Genomic DNA, 19,660 nt, shown 5'->3' with positions numbered 1-19,660 from the left:
AAAAACCAACCACTATCCACCCCCCCCCCCCAAAATCAATATTTGGTTGTTTTTTTTGTTTGCCCCCCCCCAAAATTTCTTTCGGTGGGGGGTGGGGGGGGGGGGGGGGGGGGGGGGGGGGGGGGGCCCCCGCGGGCTTGCCCCGCGATGCGATGTGGCTGACAGAAAGCTATCGCGGGGCAAGCCCGCTCCCACAGGAAGCAAAAGGCAAAAAAAAACGCCTGCCGGTGAGGGCAGGCGTTTTTCCTTACAGCCTTTGAATCAGTACGAGAGACCGAAGTGCTCTTCGTTCATGTCCATCAGGTTGTTGGCGCCCGACAGCATGGTTGCGACATGGGTGCGGGTACGCGGCAGGATGCGCTGGAAGTAGAAACGCGCGGTCTGCAGCTTGGCGGTGTAGAAGGCTTCTTCAGTGGTGCCGGCAGCCAGCTTCTCGGCAGCCAGGCGCGCCATGTCGGCCCAGAAGTAGGCAAGACAGGCGTAACCGGAGTACATCAGGTAGTCCACCGAAGCGGCGCCGACTTCTTCGCGGTCTTTCATTGCAGCCATACCGACCTTCATGGTCAGCTCTCCCCACTCTTTGTTCAGCTGGGCCAGCGGTGCGACGAACTCGCTGATCGCCTCGTTGCCTTCGTTGCCCTGGCAGAACTTGTGCACGATCTTGGTGAAGCCCTTGAGCGCTTCGCCCTGGGTCATCAGTACTTTACGGCCGAGCAGGTCCAGCGCCTGGATGCCGGTGGTGCCTTCGTACAGCATCGAGATGCGGCTGTCGCGAACGTTCTGCTCCATGCCCCACTCGGCGATGAAGCCGTGGCCGCCGTAGATCTGTACGCCGTGGTTGGCTGCTTCGAAGCCGACTTCAGTCATGAACGCCTTGGCGATCGGCGTCATGAAGGCCAGCAGTGCGTCGGCTTTCTTCTTCTCTTCTTCGTCCTGGCTGTACTTGACGATGTCCACCTGCTTGGCGGTGAAGTAGACCATGGCGCGGTTGCCTTCGGCGAACGCCTTCATGGTCAGCAACATGCGACGTACGTCCGGGTGGACGATGATCGGGTCAGCGGCTTTGTCCGGCGCTTTCGGGCCAGTCAGCGAGCGCATTTGCAGGCGGTCGCGAGCGTATTTCAGGCCGCCCTGGAACGCCACTTCAGCGTGGGCCAGGCCTTGCAGCGCGGTACCCAGGCGAGCAGTGTTCATGAAGGTGAACATGCAGTTCAGGCCTTTGTTGGCCGGGCCGATCAGGTAGCCGGTAGCGGCGTCGAAGTTCATCACGCAGGTGGCGTTGCCGTGGATGCCCATCTTGTGTTCGATCGAGCCACAGGAAACGGCGTTGCGCTCACCGACAGTGCCTTCGGCGGTCGGCAGGAACTTCGGCACGATGAACAGCGAAATGCCTTTGGTGCCAGCAGGAGCATCGGGCAGGCGGGCCAGGACGATGTGGACGATGTTGTCGGCCATGTCGTGCTCACCGGCCGAGATGAAGATCTTGGTGCCGGTAACTTTGTAGGAACCATCAGCCTGAGGTTCGGCCTTGGTGCGCAGCATGCCCAGGTCGGTACCGCAGTGTGGCTCGGTCAGGCACATGGTGCCGGTCCATTCGCCGGATACCAGCTTGGTCAGGTAGGTCTCCTGCTGCTCGGCGGTGCCGTGCTCGGAGATGGTGTTCATCGCGCCGTGGGACAGGCCAGGGTACATGCCCCACGACCAGTTCGACTCGCCAACCATTTCGCTGACCGCCAGGCCCAGCGACTCAGGCAGGCCCTGACCGCCGTGCTCGACGTCATGGGCCAGGCTCGGCCAGCCACCTTCGACGAACTGCTTGTAGGCTTCCTTGAAGCCGGATGGGGTTTTTACGCCCGACTCGCTCCAGGTGCAGCCTTCAAGGTCACCGACACGGTTCAGCGGGGCCAGTACCTGTTCACAAAACTTGGCGCCTTCCTCGAGGATGGCGTCAACCATGTCCGGGGTGGCGTCCTGGCAAGCCGGCAGGCTCTGATAATGCGCTTCGTAGCCGAGCAGCTCGTCACGAACGAAGCGAATATCACGCAAGGGGGCTTTGTAATCAGGCATAGCGATGAACCTCTGCTGATGAATCCTGGATAGGGAGACCGCGATATACCGACCAGCTCTAGGCGGCTTTCGGTCAAACAGTTGTTTGAAACATACGTTTACGCCGAAAACTTGTCAAGCATCAAGCAGAGGGCAGTTCGGCCATGCCAGACTGCGCGATTGCCCTGGCAAAATACCCCGCAAACGCGCAGCCGAGCGCCGGCCTGCAAGGCCAAGGCGCTGATACATAAAGACTAGTTGAAGGCGCGCAGAGGGCGAGCCGCAGGGGGTCAGGCGTAGGTATCGATCAGGGTGCCGAGCATTTCGTCCGATGCTTTGGCCACTTTGACACCAAGTTCGACCTGATGCTTGCCCAGCGCCATCTCGACGCTGCTGGTGGCCAGGTCCATCTGCTGGCTGCGATCGACCGCACGCAGGCGCTCGGCCTGATAGTCGCTGGACTGGCTGGTGGCGGCACGCTCGACGGTGGTGTTGGCGATCTGGCTGGCGGCCTGATCGACGCGGTTCTGCCCGGCCTGAATGGCGCCGAGCCCTGCGTAGTAGACTGAGTTGCCCGAGATTTCCATGTCGAAACTCCATGACGCTGAAGGCGAACAGCCTCTATTGAAGCAGACTTGCCAACAAAAGGCCCGTTGAAAACACTAATGGCACTGTGCCTTACGATAGACGAGCGTCAGTCCAGCAGGTCCAGTTGCAAGTGCGCGGCCACCGCTTCAGCGCTGACCTGCTTGAGCTTCGGCACCCGCCCGAGGCACGGCGCCGGTAAACGTTCGGCGAGGCTGGCGAGGTTTTCCTCCAGGCGCGAGGTGCGCGGGTCGACAATGTTGGCCACCCAGCCAGCCAGTTGCAGGCCATCGCGGGCAATGGCTTCAGCCGTCAGCAAGGCGTGGTTGATGCAGCCCAGACGTACGCCGACCACAAGGATCACCGGCAGCTTCAGGGCCACGGCCAGGTCCGACAGATTGGCCTGGTCGGACAACGGCACGCGCCAGCCGCCAGCACCTTCGATCAGGGTGAAATCAGCGCCTTGGGCCAGCACCTCGCGCATCGGCGTCAACAAGGCCTGCACGCTCAGGGCGATACCGGCCTCACGCGCCGCCAGGTGCGGGGCAATGGCCGGCGCGAAGGCGAACGGGTTGACCTGGTCGTAGGGCAGCTTGAGCGAACTTTCGGCGATCAGCGCCATGGCATCGGCGTTGCGCAGGCCCTGGCTGCTGGCCTCGCAACCGGACGCCACCGGCTTGGCACCGAGGGTGCTCAGGCCGGCCAGGTGCGCGGCGTGCAGCAGGCCGGCGGCGATGGTGGTCTTGCCGACGTCGGTGTCGGTCCCTGCAATGAAATAGGCCGGGTTCATCTCAATCCCCTTCTACCGGCGGCTTTTGCAGTACACCGTAGACCACCTGGTAGGTCGCCGGTAGTCCTTGCGGCTGGCGGAAGCGCTCATAGGCCTGCAATAGCCCCTGCATGCGCGCGCGTCCGGTCAGGCCTGCCGGACGGCCGGGGTTGAGGTTGTGGGCGCCGAGGGCCTTGAGTTCGTGGGTCAGGCTGCGTACATCCGGGTAGTGCAACACATGGGGCCGGGCCTGCAGGCTCAGCACCTGCAGCTCACTTTCGCCGCACAGGCGCTGATAGTCCTCAAGGCGCCGGAAGCGATTGACGTGCACCAGGCCATCGACCGCCTGCCAGCTTTCGCGCAGTTCATGCAGGGTGCCGACGCAGAGGCTGGCGAACGCCAGTACGCCACCCGGTTGCAGCACGCGCCGGGCCTCGCTGAGCACGGCGCGAAAATCGCCGCACCATTGCACCGCCAGGCTGGTGAAAATCAACTCGATACTGGCGTCGCGCAGCGGCAAGCGCTCGGCATCGCCAGCTACATAATGATGCGCCCCGCCCTGCTCGCGGGCGTGCTCAAGCATGCCTTCGGCGATGTCCACGGCGATACCGGCGGCTTGGGGAAAACGGCTGTTCAGGGCGCGACTGAAGTAGCCGGTGCCACTGCCCAGGTCCAGCCAGCGTTGCGGTTCAAGTGCACCCGGCAACTGCTCAAGCAGCGCAGTACCTACCGCGCGCTGCAGTTCGGCGACGCTGTCGTAGCTGGCGGCGGCGCGGGAGAACGACGCAGCAACCTGGCGTTTATCGGGCAAGGCGCCGGGCAGGCCCGGCAGGGAAAGATCAGTCATCACCACTCTCATGTACAAAGGCCTTGATTGCTGCCGCCAACTCATGAGGTGTTTCCATCACAAAACCATGAGCACTGTCTTCCAGCAGCCCGACTTCCACGTCGGGCAGAATCTCCAGCAACTCGCCGGCGACCTCCGCCGGCACCAGCTCGTCACGCCCGGCAAACAGGTGCAACTGCGGGCCGCCATAAGCTTGCACAGCCTTCCGGGTATCGAGCTGGCCGAGCACCTGCAACCCCGCCACCAGTTCCTCGGGGGCCGGCGCGGGCATGCAGGCGCTGAGCAACCGGGCCAGGCTGCGCGGCTCTTGCGCGCCCTGGCTGCACAGCGAAACAAAGCGCTTGAGGGTGACCTGGGTGTGATAACGGCAGCCCTCGAGGAAGGTCTGGAAGGTATCCACCGCCATACCGTGCGGCCAGCCTGGGCGCGAAACAAAACTGAGGTTGCTGCCCAGGGTGATCAAGCCATGGCAGTCATCGCCTCGGCGAGCAGCGAGCTCTGCGGCGAGCATGCCGCCCAGCGACCAGCCACCCAGCCAGGCATGGCGTGGCAGTTGCCGGTCGAGCTTGTCGAGCCAGTCTTCGGGGTTGCTCGACACTTGGCTGGGCAAGGCCTGGATCTCGACCCGCAAACCGGGGTCGATGGCCCGTAGGGTCGCCACCAGCGGTTGCAAGGCGGAGCTGCCCAGGCCCCAGCCCGGCAACAGGATCAGATGATTACGCATCAGCAGGCTCCAGCAGCGGATAACAGTCAGCCAATGCATTCAACAATAGCTGCACCTGCGCCGCGCTGTGCGCCGCACTCAGGGTCACGCGCAGCCGCGCACTGCCGGTAGGCACCGTGGGTGGGCGGATCGCGGTCACCAGCAGGCCGCGCTCGCGCAGCAGCTGCGACAGGCGCAAAGCGCGCGCGCTGTCGCCGATCAGGATCGGCTGGATAGGCGTGAAGCTGTCCATCAACTGCAGGCCAATCTGCTCGGCGCCGCAGCGAAACTGCTGGATCAACGCCGCCAGGTGCTCACGTCGCCAGTGTTCGCTGCGCAGCAGTTCCAGGCTGCGCAGGGTGGCGCAGGCCAGCGCCGGTGGCTGGCTGGTGGTATAGATGTAGGGCCGGGCGAACTGGATCAGGCATTCGATCAGCTCTTCGCTACCCGCCACGAAAGCACCCGCGGTGCCACAAGCCTTGCCGAGCGTGCCGATCAGCACCGGCACCTGCGCCAGTGTCAGGCCGAAATGCTCGACGATGCCGCCGCCGTTGCGTCCCAAGGTACCCAGGCCATGGGCGTCGTCGACCATCAGCCAGGCGTCGCGGGCATTGGCCGCTGCAGCCAGGGCGGGCAGATCGGCCAGGTCGCCGTCCATGCTGAACACCCCGTCAGTCACCACCAGGGTGTTGCCGACGGCCTTGTCCAGGCGGCTGGCCAGGCTCTGGGCATCGTTGTGCAGGTAGCGGTTGAAGCGCGCGCCGCTGAGCAGCCCGGCATCGAGCAGCGAGGCGTGATTGAGGCGGTCTTGCAGCACCGTATCGCCCTGCCCGACCAACGCGGTCAGAGCACCGAGGTTGGCCATGTAGCCGGTAGTAAACAGCAGTGCCCGCGGCCGCCCGGTAAGTTCGGCCAGGGCTTCTTCGACCGCGTGATGCGGACTGCTGTGGCCGATCACCAAGTGCGAAGCGCCGCCGCCGACACCCCAGCGCTCGGCACCGGCGCGCCAGGCGGCGATCACTTCCGGGTGATTGGCCAGGCCCAGGTAGTCATTGCTGCAGAACGCCAGCAACGGCTGGCCGTCGACCACCACTTCAGGGCCCTGCGGGCTTTGCAGCAGCGGGCGCTGACGGTACAGGTCAGCCGCGCGGCGTTGCTCGAGCCGCGCGCGAAGATCAAAAGCCATGCGCGCCTCAGGCCGAGGCAGCGTTGTAGAACAGCTCGCTGCTCTTGTGCTCGACCAAGGCCTGCTCGATGGCCGCTTGATGGACTTCGTCGGCGTGTTCTTCACCGGCTTCGGGCTGGATGCCCAGGCGCGCGAACAGTTGCATGTCCTTGTCGGCTTGCGGGTTGGCGGTGGTCAGCAGTTTCTCGCCGTAGAAGATCGAGTTGGCACCGGCAAAGAAGGCCAGGGCCTGCATCTGCTCGTTCATCGCTTCGCGGCCGGCGGACAGCCGCACGTGGGATTTGGGCATGAGGATGCGGGCCACGGCGAGCATGCGGATGAAATCGAACGGGTCGACGTCTTCGGCGTTTTCCAGCGGAGTGCCGGCGACCTTTACCAACATGTTGATCGGGACCGACTCCGGGTGCTCCGGCAGGTTGGCCAGCTGGATCAGCAACCCGGCGCGGTCGTCCAGCGACTCGCCCATGCCGAGGATGCCACCCGAACAGATTTTCATCCCGGCGTCGCGCACATAGGCCAGGGTCTGCAGGCGATCGCTGTAAGTGCGGGTGGTGATGATGCTGGCGTAAAACTCCGGCGAGGTGTCGAGGTTGTGGTTGTAGTAGTCCAGCCCGGCCTCGGCCAGCGCCTGGGTTTGCTCAAGGTCGAGCTTGCCGAGGGTCATGCAGGTTTCCAGGCCCATGGCCTTGACCCCTTTGACCATCTGCAGCACGTAAGGCATGTCCTTGGCCGACGGATGCTTCCAGGCCGCGCCCATGCAGAAGCGGGTCGAACCAATGGCTTTGGCGCGGGCGGCCTCTTCGAGGACCTTCTGCACTTCCATCAGCTTCTGTTTTTCCAGCCCGGTGTTGTAGTGGCCGGACTGCGGACAATATTTGCAATCTTCCGGGCAGGCGCCGGTCTTGATCGACAACAGGGTCGAGACCTGCACGTGGTTGGCGTCGAAATGCGCGCGGTGCACGGTTTGCGCCTGGAACAGCAAGTCATTGAACGGCTGCTGGAACAGGGCTTTGACCTCGGCCAGGGACCAGTCGTGACGTGTTGTTGCAGTTGTGCTGGCGCTCATCGGCGGTTCCTTGTTTAGGCTTGTACAAGCGCCGGCACAGGAAACCCCGCCAGCGCATCACGGATAGCTCGCATAGTTAAGGAAGGCTGATGCACTGTCAACCACAAGTCAAAAACAAGGTTTACAACTGGCTATTTAATAACCATACCTGTCTGCTCTGCAATGAAGCGGCCGAGCAGCCCTACCCTTTGTGTGTCGCCTGCGAAAGCGAACTGCCCTGGCTCGATGAGCATTGCCAGGTCTGTGCCCTGCCGCTGCCCATGCACGGTCTGGTTTGCGGCCAGTGCAGCCGGCGCCCGCCGGCTTTCTATCGGGTCGAGGCGCCCTGGCACTACGGCTTTCCGGTCGATGCGCTGGTCACCCGCTTCAAGCACAACAGCCAGTGGCCGCTGGGCCGCCTGCTGGCGCAACTGCTCGGGCGCTGGTTGATCCATCGCTTTGAAGAAGGGCTGCCGCGCCCGGCCTTGTTGCTGCCGGTGCCGTTGGCAAAGCGGCGTTTGCGCCAACGTGGCTACAACCAGGCGGGCATGCTCGGTCACTGGCTGGCGCAGCAACTGGGCATAAGCTGCAGCGAACAGGTGCTTATCCGCACCCTCGATACCCCGGCCCAGCAAGGCCTCAAGGCGCATGCGCGCAAACGCAACCTGCGCCAGGCCTTCGCCATCCACGACAACAAGCTGATTGCCGGGCGTCATGTGGCGCTGGTGGATGACGTGCTGACCACTGGCGCTACTGCTCAGGCCTTGGCCAGCCTGCTGCTCAAGGCGGGCACCCGGCGGGTCGATGTCTACTGCCTGGCACGTACCGCCAAGCCCGGCAGCGCTTGACTTGCACGCGGGGTGCGGGCACTTTCGGGCTGTTTCCTTTCAGGTGCCCGTTACCGCTTATGTCTCTGCCTGCCCTGCTCACCCAGCACATCGTCCGCCGTCCGCAGCGTATTGCCTTGCTGCAACACATTGCCGAACAAGGCTCGATCACCCGTGCGGCGAAAAGCGCCGGCATGAGTTACAAGGCCGCCTGGGATGCCATCGACGAGCTCAACAACCTGGCGGCCAGCCCGCTGGTCGAGCGCAGTGTCGGCGGCCGTGGCGGCGGTGGGGCCAAACTGTCCACCGAAGGCCAACGGGTGCTGCGCCTGTACCAGCGTTTGCAGGCGCTGCAGGCGCAGATCCTCGAAGCCGCCGAAGACGCCAGCGATCTCGACCTGCTCGGCCGCCTGATGCTGCGCACCAGCGCGCGCAACCAACTGCACGGGCGCATCAGTTCGATCGAGACCCAGGGGCGCTATGACCGCATCAGCCTGACCCTGGCGGGTGATCTGCGCATCGACGCCGAGATCACCCACGACAGCACCGCTCGCCTGGAACTGAGCCCCGGTACCGCCGTCGTCGCCCTGATCAAGGCCGGCTGGCTGGAGTTGCTCGGCCTCGGTGAACAACCTGCGCAGGGCTACAACTGCTTGCCGGTCAAGGTCGATGCCTTGCTTGACGACGCCGAGGGCCCCACCGAAGTGCGCCTGGCCCTGGCCAGCGGGCAAACCCTGTGTGCCTTTGCCGAAGCTCACTGGCTGAAGGATCACCGGGTCGTTGTAGGTAGCGACCTGCAGGTGCAGTTCCAGCCTTCCTACGTACTTCTCGGAACGCCGCTGTAAAACTGCCACAAAACCGTCATGCGCCCTGACTAAGGTGACTGCCAAACCCGCAGGAAGCCTGTCATGCACCTATTAGAAGAACACCAGCCAACCGACCTCGAACAGCTCACCCGTCTCAGCCGCCGGCGCTTTATCGGTGCCGGGGCCCTGTGCGGCGCAGCGTTGTTTCTCGGTGGCAATCTGCTCAGCCGCAGCGTTCTGGCCGCCAGCGTCAGCGCCGGCAACAGCAGCCTGCTGGGCTTTGCCAGCATTCCCGCCGCCAGCGCCGACAGCATCAGCCTGCCACCAGGCTACAAGGCCCGGGTGCTGATCAGCTGGGGCCAGCCGCTGCACGCCGACGCGCCAGCCTTTGACCCTTCCGGCAATGGCAGTGCCCAGGCCCAGGAACTGCAGTTCGGTGACCACAACGACGGCATGAGCCTGTTCCCCTTCCCCGGCGACGACAACCGCGCGCTGATGGCGATCAACAACGAGTACACCAACTACCGCTACCTGTTCAGCCACGGCGGCAAACCGGCCTCTGCCGAAGAGGTGCACAAGGCCCAGGCCGCTGAAGGGGTGTCGGTAATCGAAGTGCGACGCGCCGACGGCCAGTGGCAATTCATCCAGGATTCGCCCTACAACCGACGCATCCATGGCAACACGCCCATCAGCCTCAGCGGCCCCGCCGCCGGCGATGCCCTGCTCAGAACCGCGGCCGACAACAGCGGGCGCAAGGTGCTGGGTACCTTCCAGAACTGCGCCAACGGCAAAACCCCGTGGGGCACCTACCTGACCTGCGAAGAGAACTTCACCGACTGTTTCGGCAGCAGCGATCCGGCCCAGGCCTTCGATACCGCGCAGAAGCGTTATGGCGCTTCGGTCAGCGGCAAGGACGTCGACTGGCACCCGCACGACCCGCGCTTTGACCTGGCGAAAAACCCCAACGAACTCAACCGCCATGGCTGGGTGGTCGAGATCGACCCGTTCGATCCGCAATCAACACCGCTCAAGCGCACCGCCCTGGGCCGCTTCAAACACGAAAATGCCGCCCTCGCCGAGACCGCCGACGGCCGCGCCGTGGTGTACATGGGCGACGACGAGCGAGGCGAGTTCATCTACAAGTTCATCAGCCGCGAGCGCATCGACCACAAGAACGCCAGCGCCAACCGCAACCTGCTGGACCACGGCACCTTGTATGTGGCGCGCTTCGACGATGGCGACCGTACCCCTGACCATCCGCGCGGCAAAGGCCAATGGCTGGAGCTGACCCACGGCAAGCACGGCCTCAACGCCGCCAACGGTTTTGCCAGCCAGGCCCAGGTGCTGATCCATGCACGCCTGGCCGCCAGCCACCTGCAGGCCACGCGCATGGACCGCCCGGAGTGGATCGTGGTCAGCCCCACGGACGGCCAGGTCTATTGCACCCTGACCAATAACGTCAAACGCGGTGAAGACGGCCAGCCGGTCGGCGGCCCCAACCCGCGCGAGAAGAATGTCTACGGGCAGATCCTGCGCTGGCGCGAATCCGCCGATGACCATGGCGCCATGAGCTTCGACTGGGACCTGTTCGTGGTGGCCGGCAATCCATCCGTGCATGCCGGTGATGCCAAGGCAGGTTCCGCCAACATCACCCCGCAAAACATGTTCAATAGCCCCGATGGCCTGGGCTTCGATGCCGATGGCCGCTTGTGGATACTGACTGACGGCGACTACAGCAACAGCGGTGACTTCGCCGGCATGGGCAACAACCAGATGCTCTGTGCAGATCCTGCCAGTGGCGAGATCCGCCGCTTCATGGTCGGCCCGGTGGCCTGCGAAGTGACCGGCATCGCCTTTGCCCCGGACCAGCGCACGCTGTTCGTCGGTATCCAGCATCCGGGCGAAACCGGCGGTTCGACCTTCCCCGAGCACCTGCCCAATGGCAAGCCGCGCTCGTCGGTGATGGCAATCAGCAGGGAGGATGGTGGGATCGTTGGCGCCCATCTGTAGGAGCGGCGGTGCGACAACTCAACTTGACCCGCGATGACGCCAGTGCAGACGGCACATCAGTTGGTGTCTGCATCGCGGGGCAAGCCCGCTCCCACACGAGCCGGCGATGTGCGATACCATGCAGGAACCTTGCGGCCACCTGCCGCATAGCAGGAGCGAGCATGTCCCACCCCTTTGAAACACTCACCCCCGACCTGGTCCTGGACGCCGTGGAAAGCATTGGCTTTCTCAGCGACGCCCGGGTGCTGGCACTCAACAGCTACGAGAACCGGGTCTACCAGGTGGGCATCGAAGGGGCCGAACCGCTGATCGCCAAGTTCTACCGCCCAGACCGCTGGAGCGACGCGGCGATCCTCGAAGAACACAGCTTTACCGCGGAACTCGCCGAATGCGAAGTGCCGGTGGTGGCGCCACTGGTGCACAACGGCGAGACCCTGTTCGAGCACAGCGGCTTTCGCTTCACCCTGTTCCCGCGCCGCGGCGGCCGCGCGCCGGAGCCAGGCAACCTCGACCAGCTGTATCGCCTCGGGCAATTGCTCGGCCGCCTGCACGGGGTCGGCGCCACCCGCCCGTTCGAGCACCGCGAAGCACTGGCAGTAGATAACTTCGGCCACGCCTCGCTGAACACCCTGCTCGAAGGCAACTTCATCCCCAAAAGCCTGCTGCCGGCTTTCGAATCGGTAGCCCGCGACCTGCTCAAGCGGGTCGAAGCGATCTACGCCAGCACCCCGCACCAGGTCATCCGCCTGCACGGCGACTGCCACCCGGGCAACATGATGTGCCGCGACGAAGTGTTCCACATCGTCGATCTCGACGACTGCCGCACCGGCCCGGCCGTGCAGGACCTGTGGATGATGCTTGCCGGCGAACGCCACGAGCGTCTTGGCCAACTCGCCGAGCTGATGGATGGCTACAACGAGTTCCACGATTTCGACCCGCGCGAGCTGGCGCTGATCGAGCCTCTGCGCGCCCTGCGCCTGTTGCATTACAGTGCCTGGCTGGCCCGGCGCTGGGACGATCCAGCGTTCCCGCGCAGCTTCCCCTGGTTCGGCCAGGAGCGCTACTGGGGCGACCAGATCCTCGCCCTGCGCGAACAAATGGCGGCGCTGGATGAAGAACCGCTGAAATTGTTCTGAAGCGCGTGCGAGTCTGTCTACAATAGCCCCCTGCTTTTAGATAGCTGCCTAAGCAAGGAATCTGCATGCACGCCGCCAACCCGCGCCGCGGGTACATCCTGGGCCTGAGCGCCTACATCATCTGGGGTTTGTTCCCGCTTTACTTCAAAGCGCTGCAAAGCGTCCCCGCGGTAGAAATCATCGTCCACCGGGTGCTCTGGTCGGCGCTGTTCGGCTCGTTGCTGCTGCTGGTCTGGAAACATCCGGGCTGGTTGCGCGAACTGCGCGAAAACCCCAAGCGCCTGGCAATCCTGGCCCTGAGCGGCTCGCTGATCGCCGGCAACTGGCTGACTTACGTATGGTCGGTAAACAATGGCCGCATGCTTGAAGCCAGCCTGGGCTACTACATCAACCCGCTGGTCAACGTGCTGCTGGGCATGCTTTTACTCGGTGAACGCCTGCGCCGTTTGCAGTGGGTCGCAGTAGGGCTGGCCGCGCTTGGGGTAGCGCAACAAGTTTGGCAGGTCGGTAGCCTGCCTTGGGTATCCCTGGTACTGGCGCTGAGCTTTGGTTTCTATGGCTTGATCCGCAAACAGGCGCCGGTCGCCGCCCTGCCCGGGCTGGTGGTGGAAACCTGGATGCTGGTGCCGCTGGCCATCGGCTGGATGCTGCTCAACCCCATGGCTCACAGCGCCCAGGCCAGCTTCTATACCAGTAGCGAAGCCTTGTGGCTGATAGCCGCAGGTCCGGTCACCCTGGTGCCGCTGGTGTGCTTCAACGCTGCCGCCCGGCACCTGCCCTACACCACCCTGGGCTTCTTGCAGTACCTGGCGCCGACCCTGGTCCTGCTGCAGGCGGTGTGGTTGTTCGGCGAGCACCTGTCGAGCAGCACCCTGGTGGCCTTCATGTTCATCTGGGCGGGCCTGGCGCTGTACAGCGTCGACGCCTGGCTGAGCCTGCGCCGACGCAGCTGATCAAAAAACACACAACCACCTGCAGGCCACGCCGATCGTGGCCTGCAGCGACATCTCCCAAGCTTATCCACAGGCGCATCCCCGATAAAACGGGATAACTAATCCTCGGGACGCAGGTTCAATTCGACCATCAGGTCGTCGGCCAATGCCTCCAGCTTGCCCTGCAACACTTCCAGCGACAGTGTCAGCGGTACCGCCAGCAAGGCATCGGCATGGAACAGCGGTTCGCTGCTCATCGGCGCCGGTCGCACCTCGGTGGTCAGGCGCTCGACGTTGACGCCCTGCTCGGCCAGCAGCCGGGTAATGTCGCGAACGATACCCGGGCGGTCATTGCCCACCAGCTCCATGGCGATTGGCTTCCAGGTGCAGGACGGCTCAATGCCGCTCTCGGCAATCAGCACACGAATGTCGTGCTTGATCAGGGCCTTCAGCGCTTCGACCAGTTCATCGTAGGACTCGGCCGGCACCGCTACCTTGAGAATGCCGGCAAATTGCCCGGCCATGCGCGACATGCGGCTCTCCAACCAGTTACCGTTATGCTCGGCAATGCACTGAGCGATCCGCTCGACCTGCCCGGCCTTATCGGGGGCGATCACTGTCAATACGAGATGATCCACGCGCTAACCCTCTGCTTTTGACGTTCAGCCCCCGAAATCAAAGGGCGCGCAGAAAGTATAGGCAAGGCGCGGCAACCTGCCGCAGGAGCAGCGATTGACTAATCGTGTACTGTTTCAAGATTTATCTGGAACAATCTGCCGCTTTTTTGAGAACATACGCACTCCCAGCGTGACCCTATGCGACCAATTGGTCGCAGAACGACGTATTTAGTCTGATTTTCACAACCGCAGCGCATCATGTAGTATGCCGCAGCGTGGACTACAAAACGTTGGATCGATGTCTGCCAAGGCGCCTGTGAAAATACGCCAACGCCTGCCAGCCTGTCTGGCAGGCCGCACCCAGCCGCCCACAAGGGCATGTTCTGGTGCCGTGTTTAGAGAAGCGCGCAAGGCTTAAATAGAAGAGCTGAATAGCTGAGCAGAGTGAGGCAAGCAATGACTGAACACGTTCAAGTCGGTGGCCTTCAGGTCGCCAAAGTCCTGTTCGACTTCGTGAACAACGAAGCCATTCCCGGAACCGGCGTCAACGCCGAACAATTCTGGGTAGGTGCGGAAAAGATCATCAACGACCTCGCTCCAAAGAACAAAGCACTGCTGGCCAAACGTGACGCACTGCAGGCGCAGATTGACGCCTGGCACCAGGCGCGCAAAGGCCAGGCTCACGATGCCGTGGCTTACAAGGCCTTCCTTCAGGACATCGGTTACCTGCTGCCAGAAGCTGCAGACTTCCAGGCCTCGACCCAGAACGTCGACGACGAAATCGCCCGCATGGCCGGCCCACAGCTGGTCGTGCCGGTCATGAATGCCCGCTTTGCCCTGAACGCCTCCAACGCCCGTTGGGGTTCGCTGTACGACGCGCTGTATGGCACTGATGCCATCAGCGAAGCCGGCGGCGCAGAAAAAGGCAAAGGCTACAACAAGGTTCGCGGCGACAAGGTGATTGCCTTCGCCCGCGCCTTCCTCGACGAATCGGCGCCACTGGCTGCCGGCTCCCATGTCGACTCCACTGCCTACCGCATTGAAGGCGGCAAGCTGGTGGTCGCCCTCAAGGGTGGCAGCAACAACGGCCTGCGCGACGATGCCCAGCTGATCGGCTATCAGGGCGACGCTTCGGCGCCGACTGCAATCCTGCTCAAGCACAACGGCCTGCACTTCGAAATCCAGATCGACGCCAGCACCCCGGTCGGCCAGACCGACGCCGCCGGGGTCAAGGACGTGCTGATGGAAGCCGCCCTGACCACCATCATGGACTGCGAAGACTCGGTTGCCGCCGTCGATGCCGACGATAAAGTGGTGATCTACCGCAACTGGCTGGGCCTGATGAAAGGCGACCTGGCCGAAAGCGTCAGCAAAGCTGGCCAGACCTTCACCCGGACCATGAACCCGGACCGCGAATACACCGCGCCTAACGGTGGTTCGGTCAGCCTGCACGGCCGTTCGCTGCTGTTCGTGCGTAACGTCGGGCACCTGATGACCATCGACGCCATCCTCGACAAGGACGGCAACGAAGTGCCGGAAGGCATCCTCGATGGCCTGGTTACCAGCCTCGCCTCGATGCACAACCTCAATGGCAACACCAGCCGCAAGAACAGCCGCACCGGCTCCATGTACATCGTCAAACCGAAGATGCATGGCCCGGAAGAAGCTGCGTTCACCAACGAGCTGTTCGGCCGCATCGAAGATGCCCTGGGCCTCAAGCGCAACACCCTGAAAGTCGGGATCATGGACGAGGAGCGCCGCACCACGGTCAACCTCAAGGCCTGTATCCAGGCGGCCAGCGAGCGCGTGGTGTTCATCAACACCGGCTTCCTCGACCGCACCGGTGACGAAATCCACACCTCCATGGAAGCCGGCGCCGTGGTGCGCAAGGGCGCCATGAAGACCCAGAAGTGGATCGGCGCCTACGAAAACTCCAACGTCGATATCGGCCTGGCCACCGGCCTGCAAGGCCGCGCCCAGATCGGTAAAGGCATGTGGGCCATGCCGGACCTGATGGCCGACATGCTCGAGCAGAAGATCGCCCACCCGCTGGCCGGTGCCAACACCGCCTGGGTACCGTCGCCGACTGCTGCCGCGCTGCACGCCCTGCACTACCACAAGGTTGACGTGTTCGCCCGACAGGCGGAACTGGCCAAGCGTACACCGGCTTCGGTCGATGACATCCTGACCATCCCGCTGGCGACCGATACCAACTGGTCGGACGAAGAAAAGCGCAACGAACTGGACAACAACGCTCAGGGCATCCTCGGTTACGTGGTGCGCTGGATCGACCAGGGTGTCGGTTGTTCGAAGGTGCCGGACATCAACGATGTCGGCCTGATGGAAGACCGCGCCACTCTGCGGATTTCCGCACAGTTGCTGGCCAACTGGCTGCGCCATGGCGTGGTCAGCGAAGCGCAGGTTCTGGAGAGCCTCAAGCGCATGGCGCCGGTGGTCGACAAGCAGAACGCCAACGACCCGCTGTACCGCCCGCTGGCTCCGGACTTCGACAACAACATCGCCTTCCAGGCGGCGGTCGAGCTGGTCGTCGAAGGCAGCAAGCAACCGAACGGTTACACCGAGCCGGTGCTGCATCGTCGTCGTCGCGAGTTCAAGGCCCGGAACGGTCTGTAACATCCTCGGGGGGCTGCTTTGCAGCCCCATCGCTGGCAAGCCAGCTCCCACAGGGTCGGTGAATGCAGTCCCTTTGGGAGCTGGCTTGCCAGCGATGAGGCCAGACCTGCCTAAGAAATCCCCAGTTCCCTGCGCACCAACCGCACCAGCTTGTCCAGATCGATCGGCTTGAGCAGAAAGTCGACGACGCTCAAGTGCATCGCCTCGATGGCGTCTTTCACATCCGCAGCCCCTGAGACGATGATGATCGGCATCGCCGCGCGCTCCGATTCGCGAATCTGACGTATCAGCTCAAGCCCACCGAACGAGCCCATGCGCAGGTCGGTGATCACCAGACCGATACCGCGCTCCTTGGCCAGGCACTCCAGCGCCTGCTTGCCGCTGTTGGCGGTCAGGCATTTGATGCGTTTTGAACTCAGGTACCTGGCCAGGGCATCGCGGGCCACCCGGTTGTCGTCGACGATCAAAACCTTGGGCGGCGCAGCCTCAGGCGCAATCACCGATGCCAGGGCTTGGCGCTCGGCTTCGCTCAGTATGTCTTCGTGGTCGGACATGGCTGTCTCATCATCAATGACCTGCAAAATGTCCTGTGAATCAAGTTCAGACCGCATTGAGATTACTTGCAAACTGCCTTTCGTCGGCAAATTGACACATGACGCAACGCTTCAACAGCCTGACGCAGTTTATAGACTTACGTCCAATGGGCACTGAGCAGCCCGCGGCCGACCATGAACAACGAAAACAACAAGGTCGATGGTCACAGCTCGACACAAAGACGCGGTAATGCTCATGAGCAAAAAGGACGCCTTCGCCCAGGCAGGAAAGACTGCAGTCATGCAGAACATCCAGGGGACCATGCAGTTTCTGCAACGCTTTCCACCCTTCAATCAGATGGAGAACGCCCACCTGGCGTTTCTCGTCGAACAGTGCCAGCTGCGCTTCTACGCGGCCAATGACAGCATCATCAAGCCCAGCGACGGCCCGGTCGAGCACTTCTACATCGTCAAGCAGGGCCGGGTGGTCGGCGAGCGTCAGCACATAAGCCGCCCGGGCACCGAAACCACCTTCGAGATCACCAGCGGCGAGTGCTTCCCGCTCGCCGCCCTGCTCGGCGAACGGGCGACCCGTACCGAACACCTGGCCGGCGAAGATACCTTTTGCCTGCAATTGAACAAGGCCGCGTTCATCCGCCTGTTCACCCTGTCCGAAGCCTTCCGCGACTTCGCCCTGCGCGGGGTCAGCAGCCTGCTCGACCAGGTCAACCAGCAGGTCCAGCGCCGCGCGGTGGAAACCCTCGGCAACCAGTATTCACTGAACACCCGCCTGGGCGAGCTGGCCATGCGTCACCCGGTAGTCTGCGACCCGGCCACGCCGTTGCGTGAAGCGGTGCGGCTGATGCACGAGCAACAGGTCGGCAGCATTGTCATCGTCGACGAGCAGCGCTTTCCCATCGGCATCTTCACCCTGCGCGACCTGCGCCAGGTGGTGGCCGATGCCAGCGCCGACTTCGCTCAGCCAATCAGCCGGCACATGACCGCCGCGCCGTTCTACCTGAGCCCGCAAGCCAGCGCCTTCGACGCCGCCATCGCCATGACCGAGCGGCATATCGCCCACGTCTGCCTGGTCGAAGAACGGCGCTTGTGCGGCGTGGTGTCCGAGCGGGACCTGTTCTCCCTGCAACGGGTCGACCTGGTGCACCTGGCGCGCACCATCCGCCACGCCAGCCGGGTCGAAAACCTGGTATCGCTACGCGGCGAAATCAGCCAGCTGGTTGAACGCATGCTCGCCCATGGCGCGTCTTCGACGCAGATCACCCAGATCATCACCCTGCTCAACGACCACACCGTGTGCCGGGTGATCGAGCTGGCCATCGAAGACAAGGGCGACCCGGGCGTGCCCTTCAGCTGGCTGTGCTTCGGCAGCGAAGGCCGCCGCGAACAGACCCTGCACACCGATCAGGACAACGGCATCCTCTTTGAAGCCCGCGATGCCGCCCATGCCGCCGAACTACGCGGGCGCCTGTTGCCGCTGGCCCAGCACATCAATCAGGGCCTGGCGCAATGCGGCTTCAGCCTGTGCAAGGGCAACATCATGGCCGGCAACCCCGAGCTGTGCCTGTCCCGCGCCGAATGGGCACGGCGCTTTGCCGCTTTCATTCGCGAAGCCACGCCCCAAAACCTGCTGGCGTCGAGCATTTACTTCGACCTGCGGGTGGTCTGGGGCGACGAACAGGCCTGTGAGCAACTGCGCCAGAGCATCCTCGAGCAGGTAGCCGACAACCGCCTGTTCCAGCGCATGATGGCCGATAATGCCCTGCGCCAGCGCCCGCCGGTGGGACGTTTCCGGGAGTTCGTGCTGACCCGCCAGGGTAACGACAAGGCCGCCACTCTCGACCTCAAGGTCCAGGGCCTGACGCCGTTCGTCGATGGCGCACGGTTACTGGCCCTGGCCAACGGCATCGGCGCCAACAACACGCTGGAGCGCCTGCGCCAACTGGTGGCCAGGCAAGTGATCGACCCGCTCGACGGCGCCGCCTATGAAGAGGCCTACCACTTCATTCAGCAAACCCGCATGCAGCAACATCAATTGCAGAGCCGGCAGAACCGGCCCTACTCCAACCGGGTCGACCCCGACAGCCTCAACCACCTGGACCGGCGCATCCTGCGCGAGTCCCTGCGCCAGGCCCAGCGCCTGCAAAGCAGCCTGGCCCTGCGGTACCAGCTATGAGCCTGTTTGCCTGGCTGCGCCCCAACCAACCGCGGCTCGACGAGCACCTGCGCCAGCGCGTGGAGCAACTGACAGCCCCCGCGCCGCTGGCCGAACACAGCCTGCGCCAGCAGCGCTGGGTGGTGCTCGACCTGGAAACCAGCGGCCTGAACCTCAACCGCGACCAGGTGCTGTCGATTGGCGCGGTGGTGATCGAAGACGGCGCCATCGACTTCAGCCAGCAGTTCGAACGCACCCTGCACCAGCGCGACCACAAGCTCACCTCCAGTGTGCTGATCCACGGTCTGGGCCCCAGTGCCATCGCCGCTGGCTGTGATCCGGCCCAGGCGCTGCTGGAGCTGATGGATTTTATCGGCGACAGCCCGCTGCTGGCGTTTCATGCACCGTTCGATCAACGCATGCTTAGCCGAGCGCTGAAGGAGCACCTGGGTTATCGCCTGCAGCACCCGTTCTTCGATGTCGCCGAGCTGGCGCCGCTGCTCAACCCGCAGATCACCCTGCTTGAAGCCGGGCTGGATGACTGGACCGCCTACTTTGGTCTGGAGGCCGCCGAACGGCACAACGCCAGCGCCGATGCCATGGTTACCGCCGAGCTGGCGCTGATTCTGTTCAGCCAGGCCCGCCGCCAGCAACTCGACAGCCCGGCCTTGCTCGACCAGCAGTTGCACCGCCTGCGCAGGCGTCGGCAACAAAGTCATGGCTTTTAAGCATCATCCGATGAGCGTGAATTGCGTCTAATGGGGAGCTTCTGCGACAATCGCGAATAATTCTCGTTAGTTAACGCATCTTT

17 protein-coding genes are annotated in these 19,660 nt (G+C 63.4%); 8 read left to right on the top strand and 9 right to left on the bottom strand.

What is annotated here, in order from left to right; genetic code table 11:
- Positions 1-261 precede the first annotated feature (261 nt).
- The 7 genes from ACIOVF_RS25575 to bioB all read right to left on the bottom strand — a co-directional run bounded on the left by ACIOVF_RS25575 (position 262) and on the right by bioB (position 7,202).
- Complete coding sequence (locus tag ACIOVF_RS25575) at positions 262-2,067, bottom strand: phenylacyl-CoA dehydrogenase (protein WP_010221411.1); 1,806 nt, start codon at positions 2,065-2,067, stop codon at positions 262-264.
- 269 nt (positions 2,068-2,336) lie between these two features.
- A complete protein-coding gene (locus ACIOVF_RS25570) occupies positions 2,337-2,633 on the bottom strand; it encodes a hypothetical protein (protein WP_045199215.1) in 297 nt (98 codons plus the stop codon).
- 107 nt (positions 2,634-2,740) lie between these two features.
- On the bottom strand, positions 2,741-3,421 hold the full coding sequence (gene bioD / locus ACIOVF_RS25565; RefSeq protein ID WP_258595152.1) for a dethiobiotin synthase: 681 nt from the start codon (positions 3,419-3,421) through the stop codon (positions 2,741-2,743).
- 1 nt (position 3,422) lies between these two features.
- Positions 3,423-4,247, bottom strand: coding sequence for a malonyl-ACP O-methyltransferase BioC (gene bioC / locus ACIOVF_RS25560; protein ID WP_401293436.1), 825 nt, complete (start codon positions 4,245-4,247; stop codon positions 3,423-3,425).
- The gene (locus ACIOVF_RS25555; protein ID WP_093378876.1) at positions 4,240-4,971 is read right to left on the bottom strand and encodes an alpha/beta fold hydrolase; all 732 of its coding nucleotides are present in this window, start codon (positions 4,969-4,971) and stop codon (positions 4,240-4,242) included. Before ACIOVF_RS25555 ends, bioC begins: the two co-directional genes overlap by 8 nt.
- On the bottom strand, positions 4,964-6,136 hold the full coding sequence (bioF, locus tag ACIOVF_RS25550; RefSeq protein ID WP_401293433.1) for an 8-amino-7-oxononanoate synthase: 1,173 nt from the start codon (positions 6,134-6,136) through the stop codon (positions 4,964-4,966). The genes ACIOVF_RS25555 and bioF overlap by 8 nt, the downstream gene beginning before the upstream one ends.
- Positions 6,137-6,143: 7 nt before the next feature.
- Positions 6,144-7,202 (bottom strand): biotin synthase BioB, encoded by a 1,059-nt coding sequence (gene bioB, locus ACIOVF_RS25545; protein ID WP_401293430.1) that lies wholly within the window; start codon positions 7,200-7,202, stop codon positions 6,144-6,146.
- Positions 7,203-7,291: 89 nt separating this feature from the next.
- Between bioB and ACIOVF_RS25540 the strand changes: the two genes are divergently transcribed.
- The 5 genes from ACIOVF_RS25540 to rarD all read left to right on the top strand — a co-directional run bounded on the left by ACIOVF_RS25540 (position 7,292) and on the right by rarD (position 12,913).
- A complete protein-coding gene (locus tag ACIOVF_RS25540) occupies positions 7,292-8,029 on the top strand; it encodes a ComF family protein (protein WP_401293428.1) in 738 nt (245 codons plus the stop codon).
- A 59-nt stretch (positions 8,030-8,088) separates the two neighbouring features.
- A complete protein-coding gene (locus tag ACIOVF_RS25535) occupies positions 8,089-8,853 on the top strand; it encodes a TOBE domain-containing protein (protein WP_045199202.1) in 765 nt (254 codons plus the stop codon).
- A gap of 63 nt (positions 8,854-8,916) precedes the next feature.
- Positions 8,917-10,824 (top strand): PhoX family phosphatase, encoded by a 1,908-nt coding sequence (locus ACIOVF_RS25530; protein ID WP_093378859.1) that lies wholly within the window; start codon positions 8,917-8,919, stop codon positions 10,822-10,824.
- 161 nt (positions 10,825-10,985) lie between these two features.
- On the top strand, positions 10,986-11,960 hold the full coding sequence (locus ACIOVF_RS25525) for a serine/threonine protein kinase (RefSeq protein ID WP_093378854.1): 975 nt from the start codon (positions 10,986-10,988) through the stop codon (positions 11,958-11,960).
- 65 nt (positions 11,961-12,025) lie between these two features.
- On the top strand, positions 12,026-12,913 hold the full coding sequence (gene rarD, locus ACIOVF_RS25520; protein ID WP_045199195.1) for an EamA family transporter RarD: 888 nt from the start codon (positions 12,026-12,028) through the stop codon (positions 12,911-12,913).
- Between the two features lie 98 nt (positions 12,914-13,011).
- On the opposite strand, the gene ACIOVF_RS25515 is transcribed toward rarD, so the two are convergent.
- The gene (locus tag ACIOVF_RS25515; RefSeq protein WP_045199194.1) at positions 13,012-13,530 is read right to left on the bottom strand and encodes a glycine cleavage system protein R; all 519 of its coding nucleotides are present in this window, start codon (positions 13,528-13,530) and stop codon (positions 13,012-13,014) included.
- Positions 13,531-13,965: 435 nt separating this feature from the next.
- Here ACIOVF_RS25515 and ACIOVF_RS25510 point away from each other — a divergent pair, with 435 nt between their 5' ends.
- Positions 13,966-16,143: a malate synthase G gene (locus ACIOVF_RS25510; protein ID WP_045199192.1), complete on the top strand. Its 2,178-nt coding sequence runs from the start codon at positions 13,966-13,968 to the stop codon at positions 16,141-16,143.
- Positions 16,144-16,253: 110 nt separating this feature from the next.
- Here the strand turns inward: ACIOVF_RS25510 and ACIOVF_RS25505 are convergent, their stop codons facing one another.
- Positions 16,254-16,697 carry a response regulator gene (locus ACIOVF_RS25505; RefSeq protein ID WP_401293421.1) on the bottom strand — a complete coding sequence of 148 codons (444 nt, stop codon included), beginning with the start codon at positions 16,695-16,697 and terminating at the stop codon, positions 16,254-16,256.
- Between the two features lie 235 nt (positions 16,698-16,932).
- Here ACIOVF_RS25505 and ACIOVF_RS25500 point away from each other — a divergent pair, with 235 nt between their 5' ends.
- A complete protein-coding gene (locus ACIOVF_RS25500) occupies positions 16,933-18,870 on the top strand; it encodes a DUF294 nucleotidyltransferase-like domain-containing protein (protein ID WP_401293447.1) in 1,938 nt (645 codons plus the stop codon).
- A complete protein-coding gene (locus ACIOVF_RS25495) occupies positions 18,867-19,577 on the top strand; it encodes a PolC-type DNA polymerase III (RefSeq protein ID WP_401293418.1) in 711 nt (236 codons plus the stop codon). The genes ACIOVF_RS25500 and ACIOVF_RS25495 overlap by 4 nt, the downstream gene beginning before the upstream one ends.
- The last annotated feature ends 83 nt before the right edge of the window (positions 19,578-19,660 follow it).

Origin of the sequence: Pseudomonas sp. NPDC087612, from assembly GCF_044743505.1 — a bacterium.
Lineage (GTDB): Bacteria > Pseudomonadota > Gammaproteobacteria > Pseudomonadales > Pseudomonadaceae > Aquipseudomonas.
This window is presented reverse-complemented; position numbering and strand designations above follow the sequence as displayed.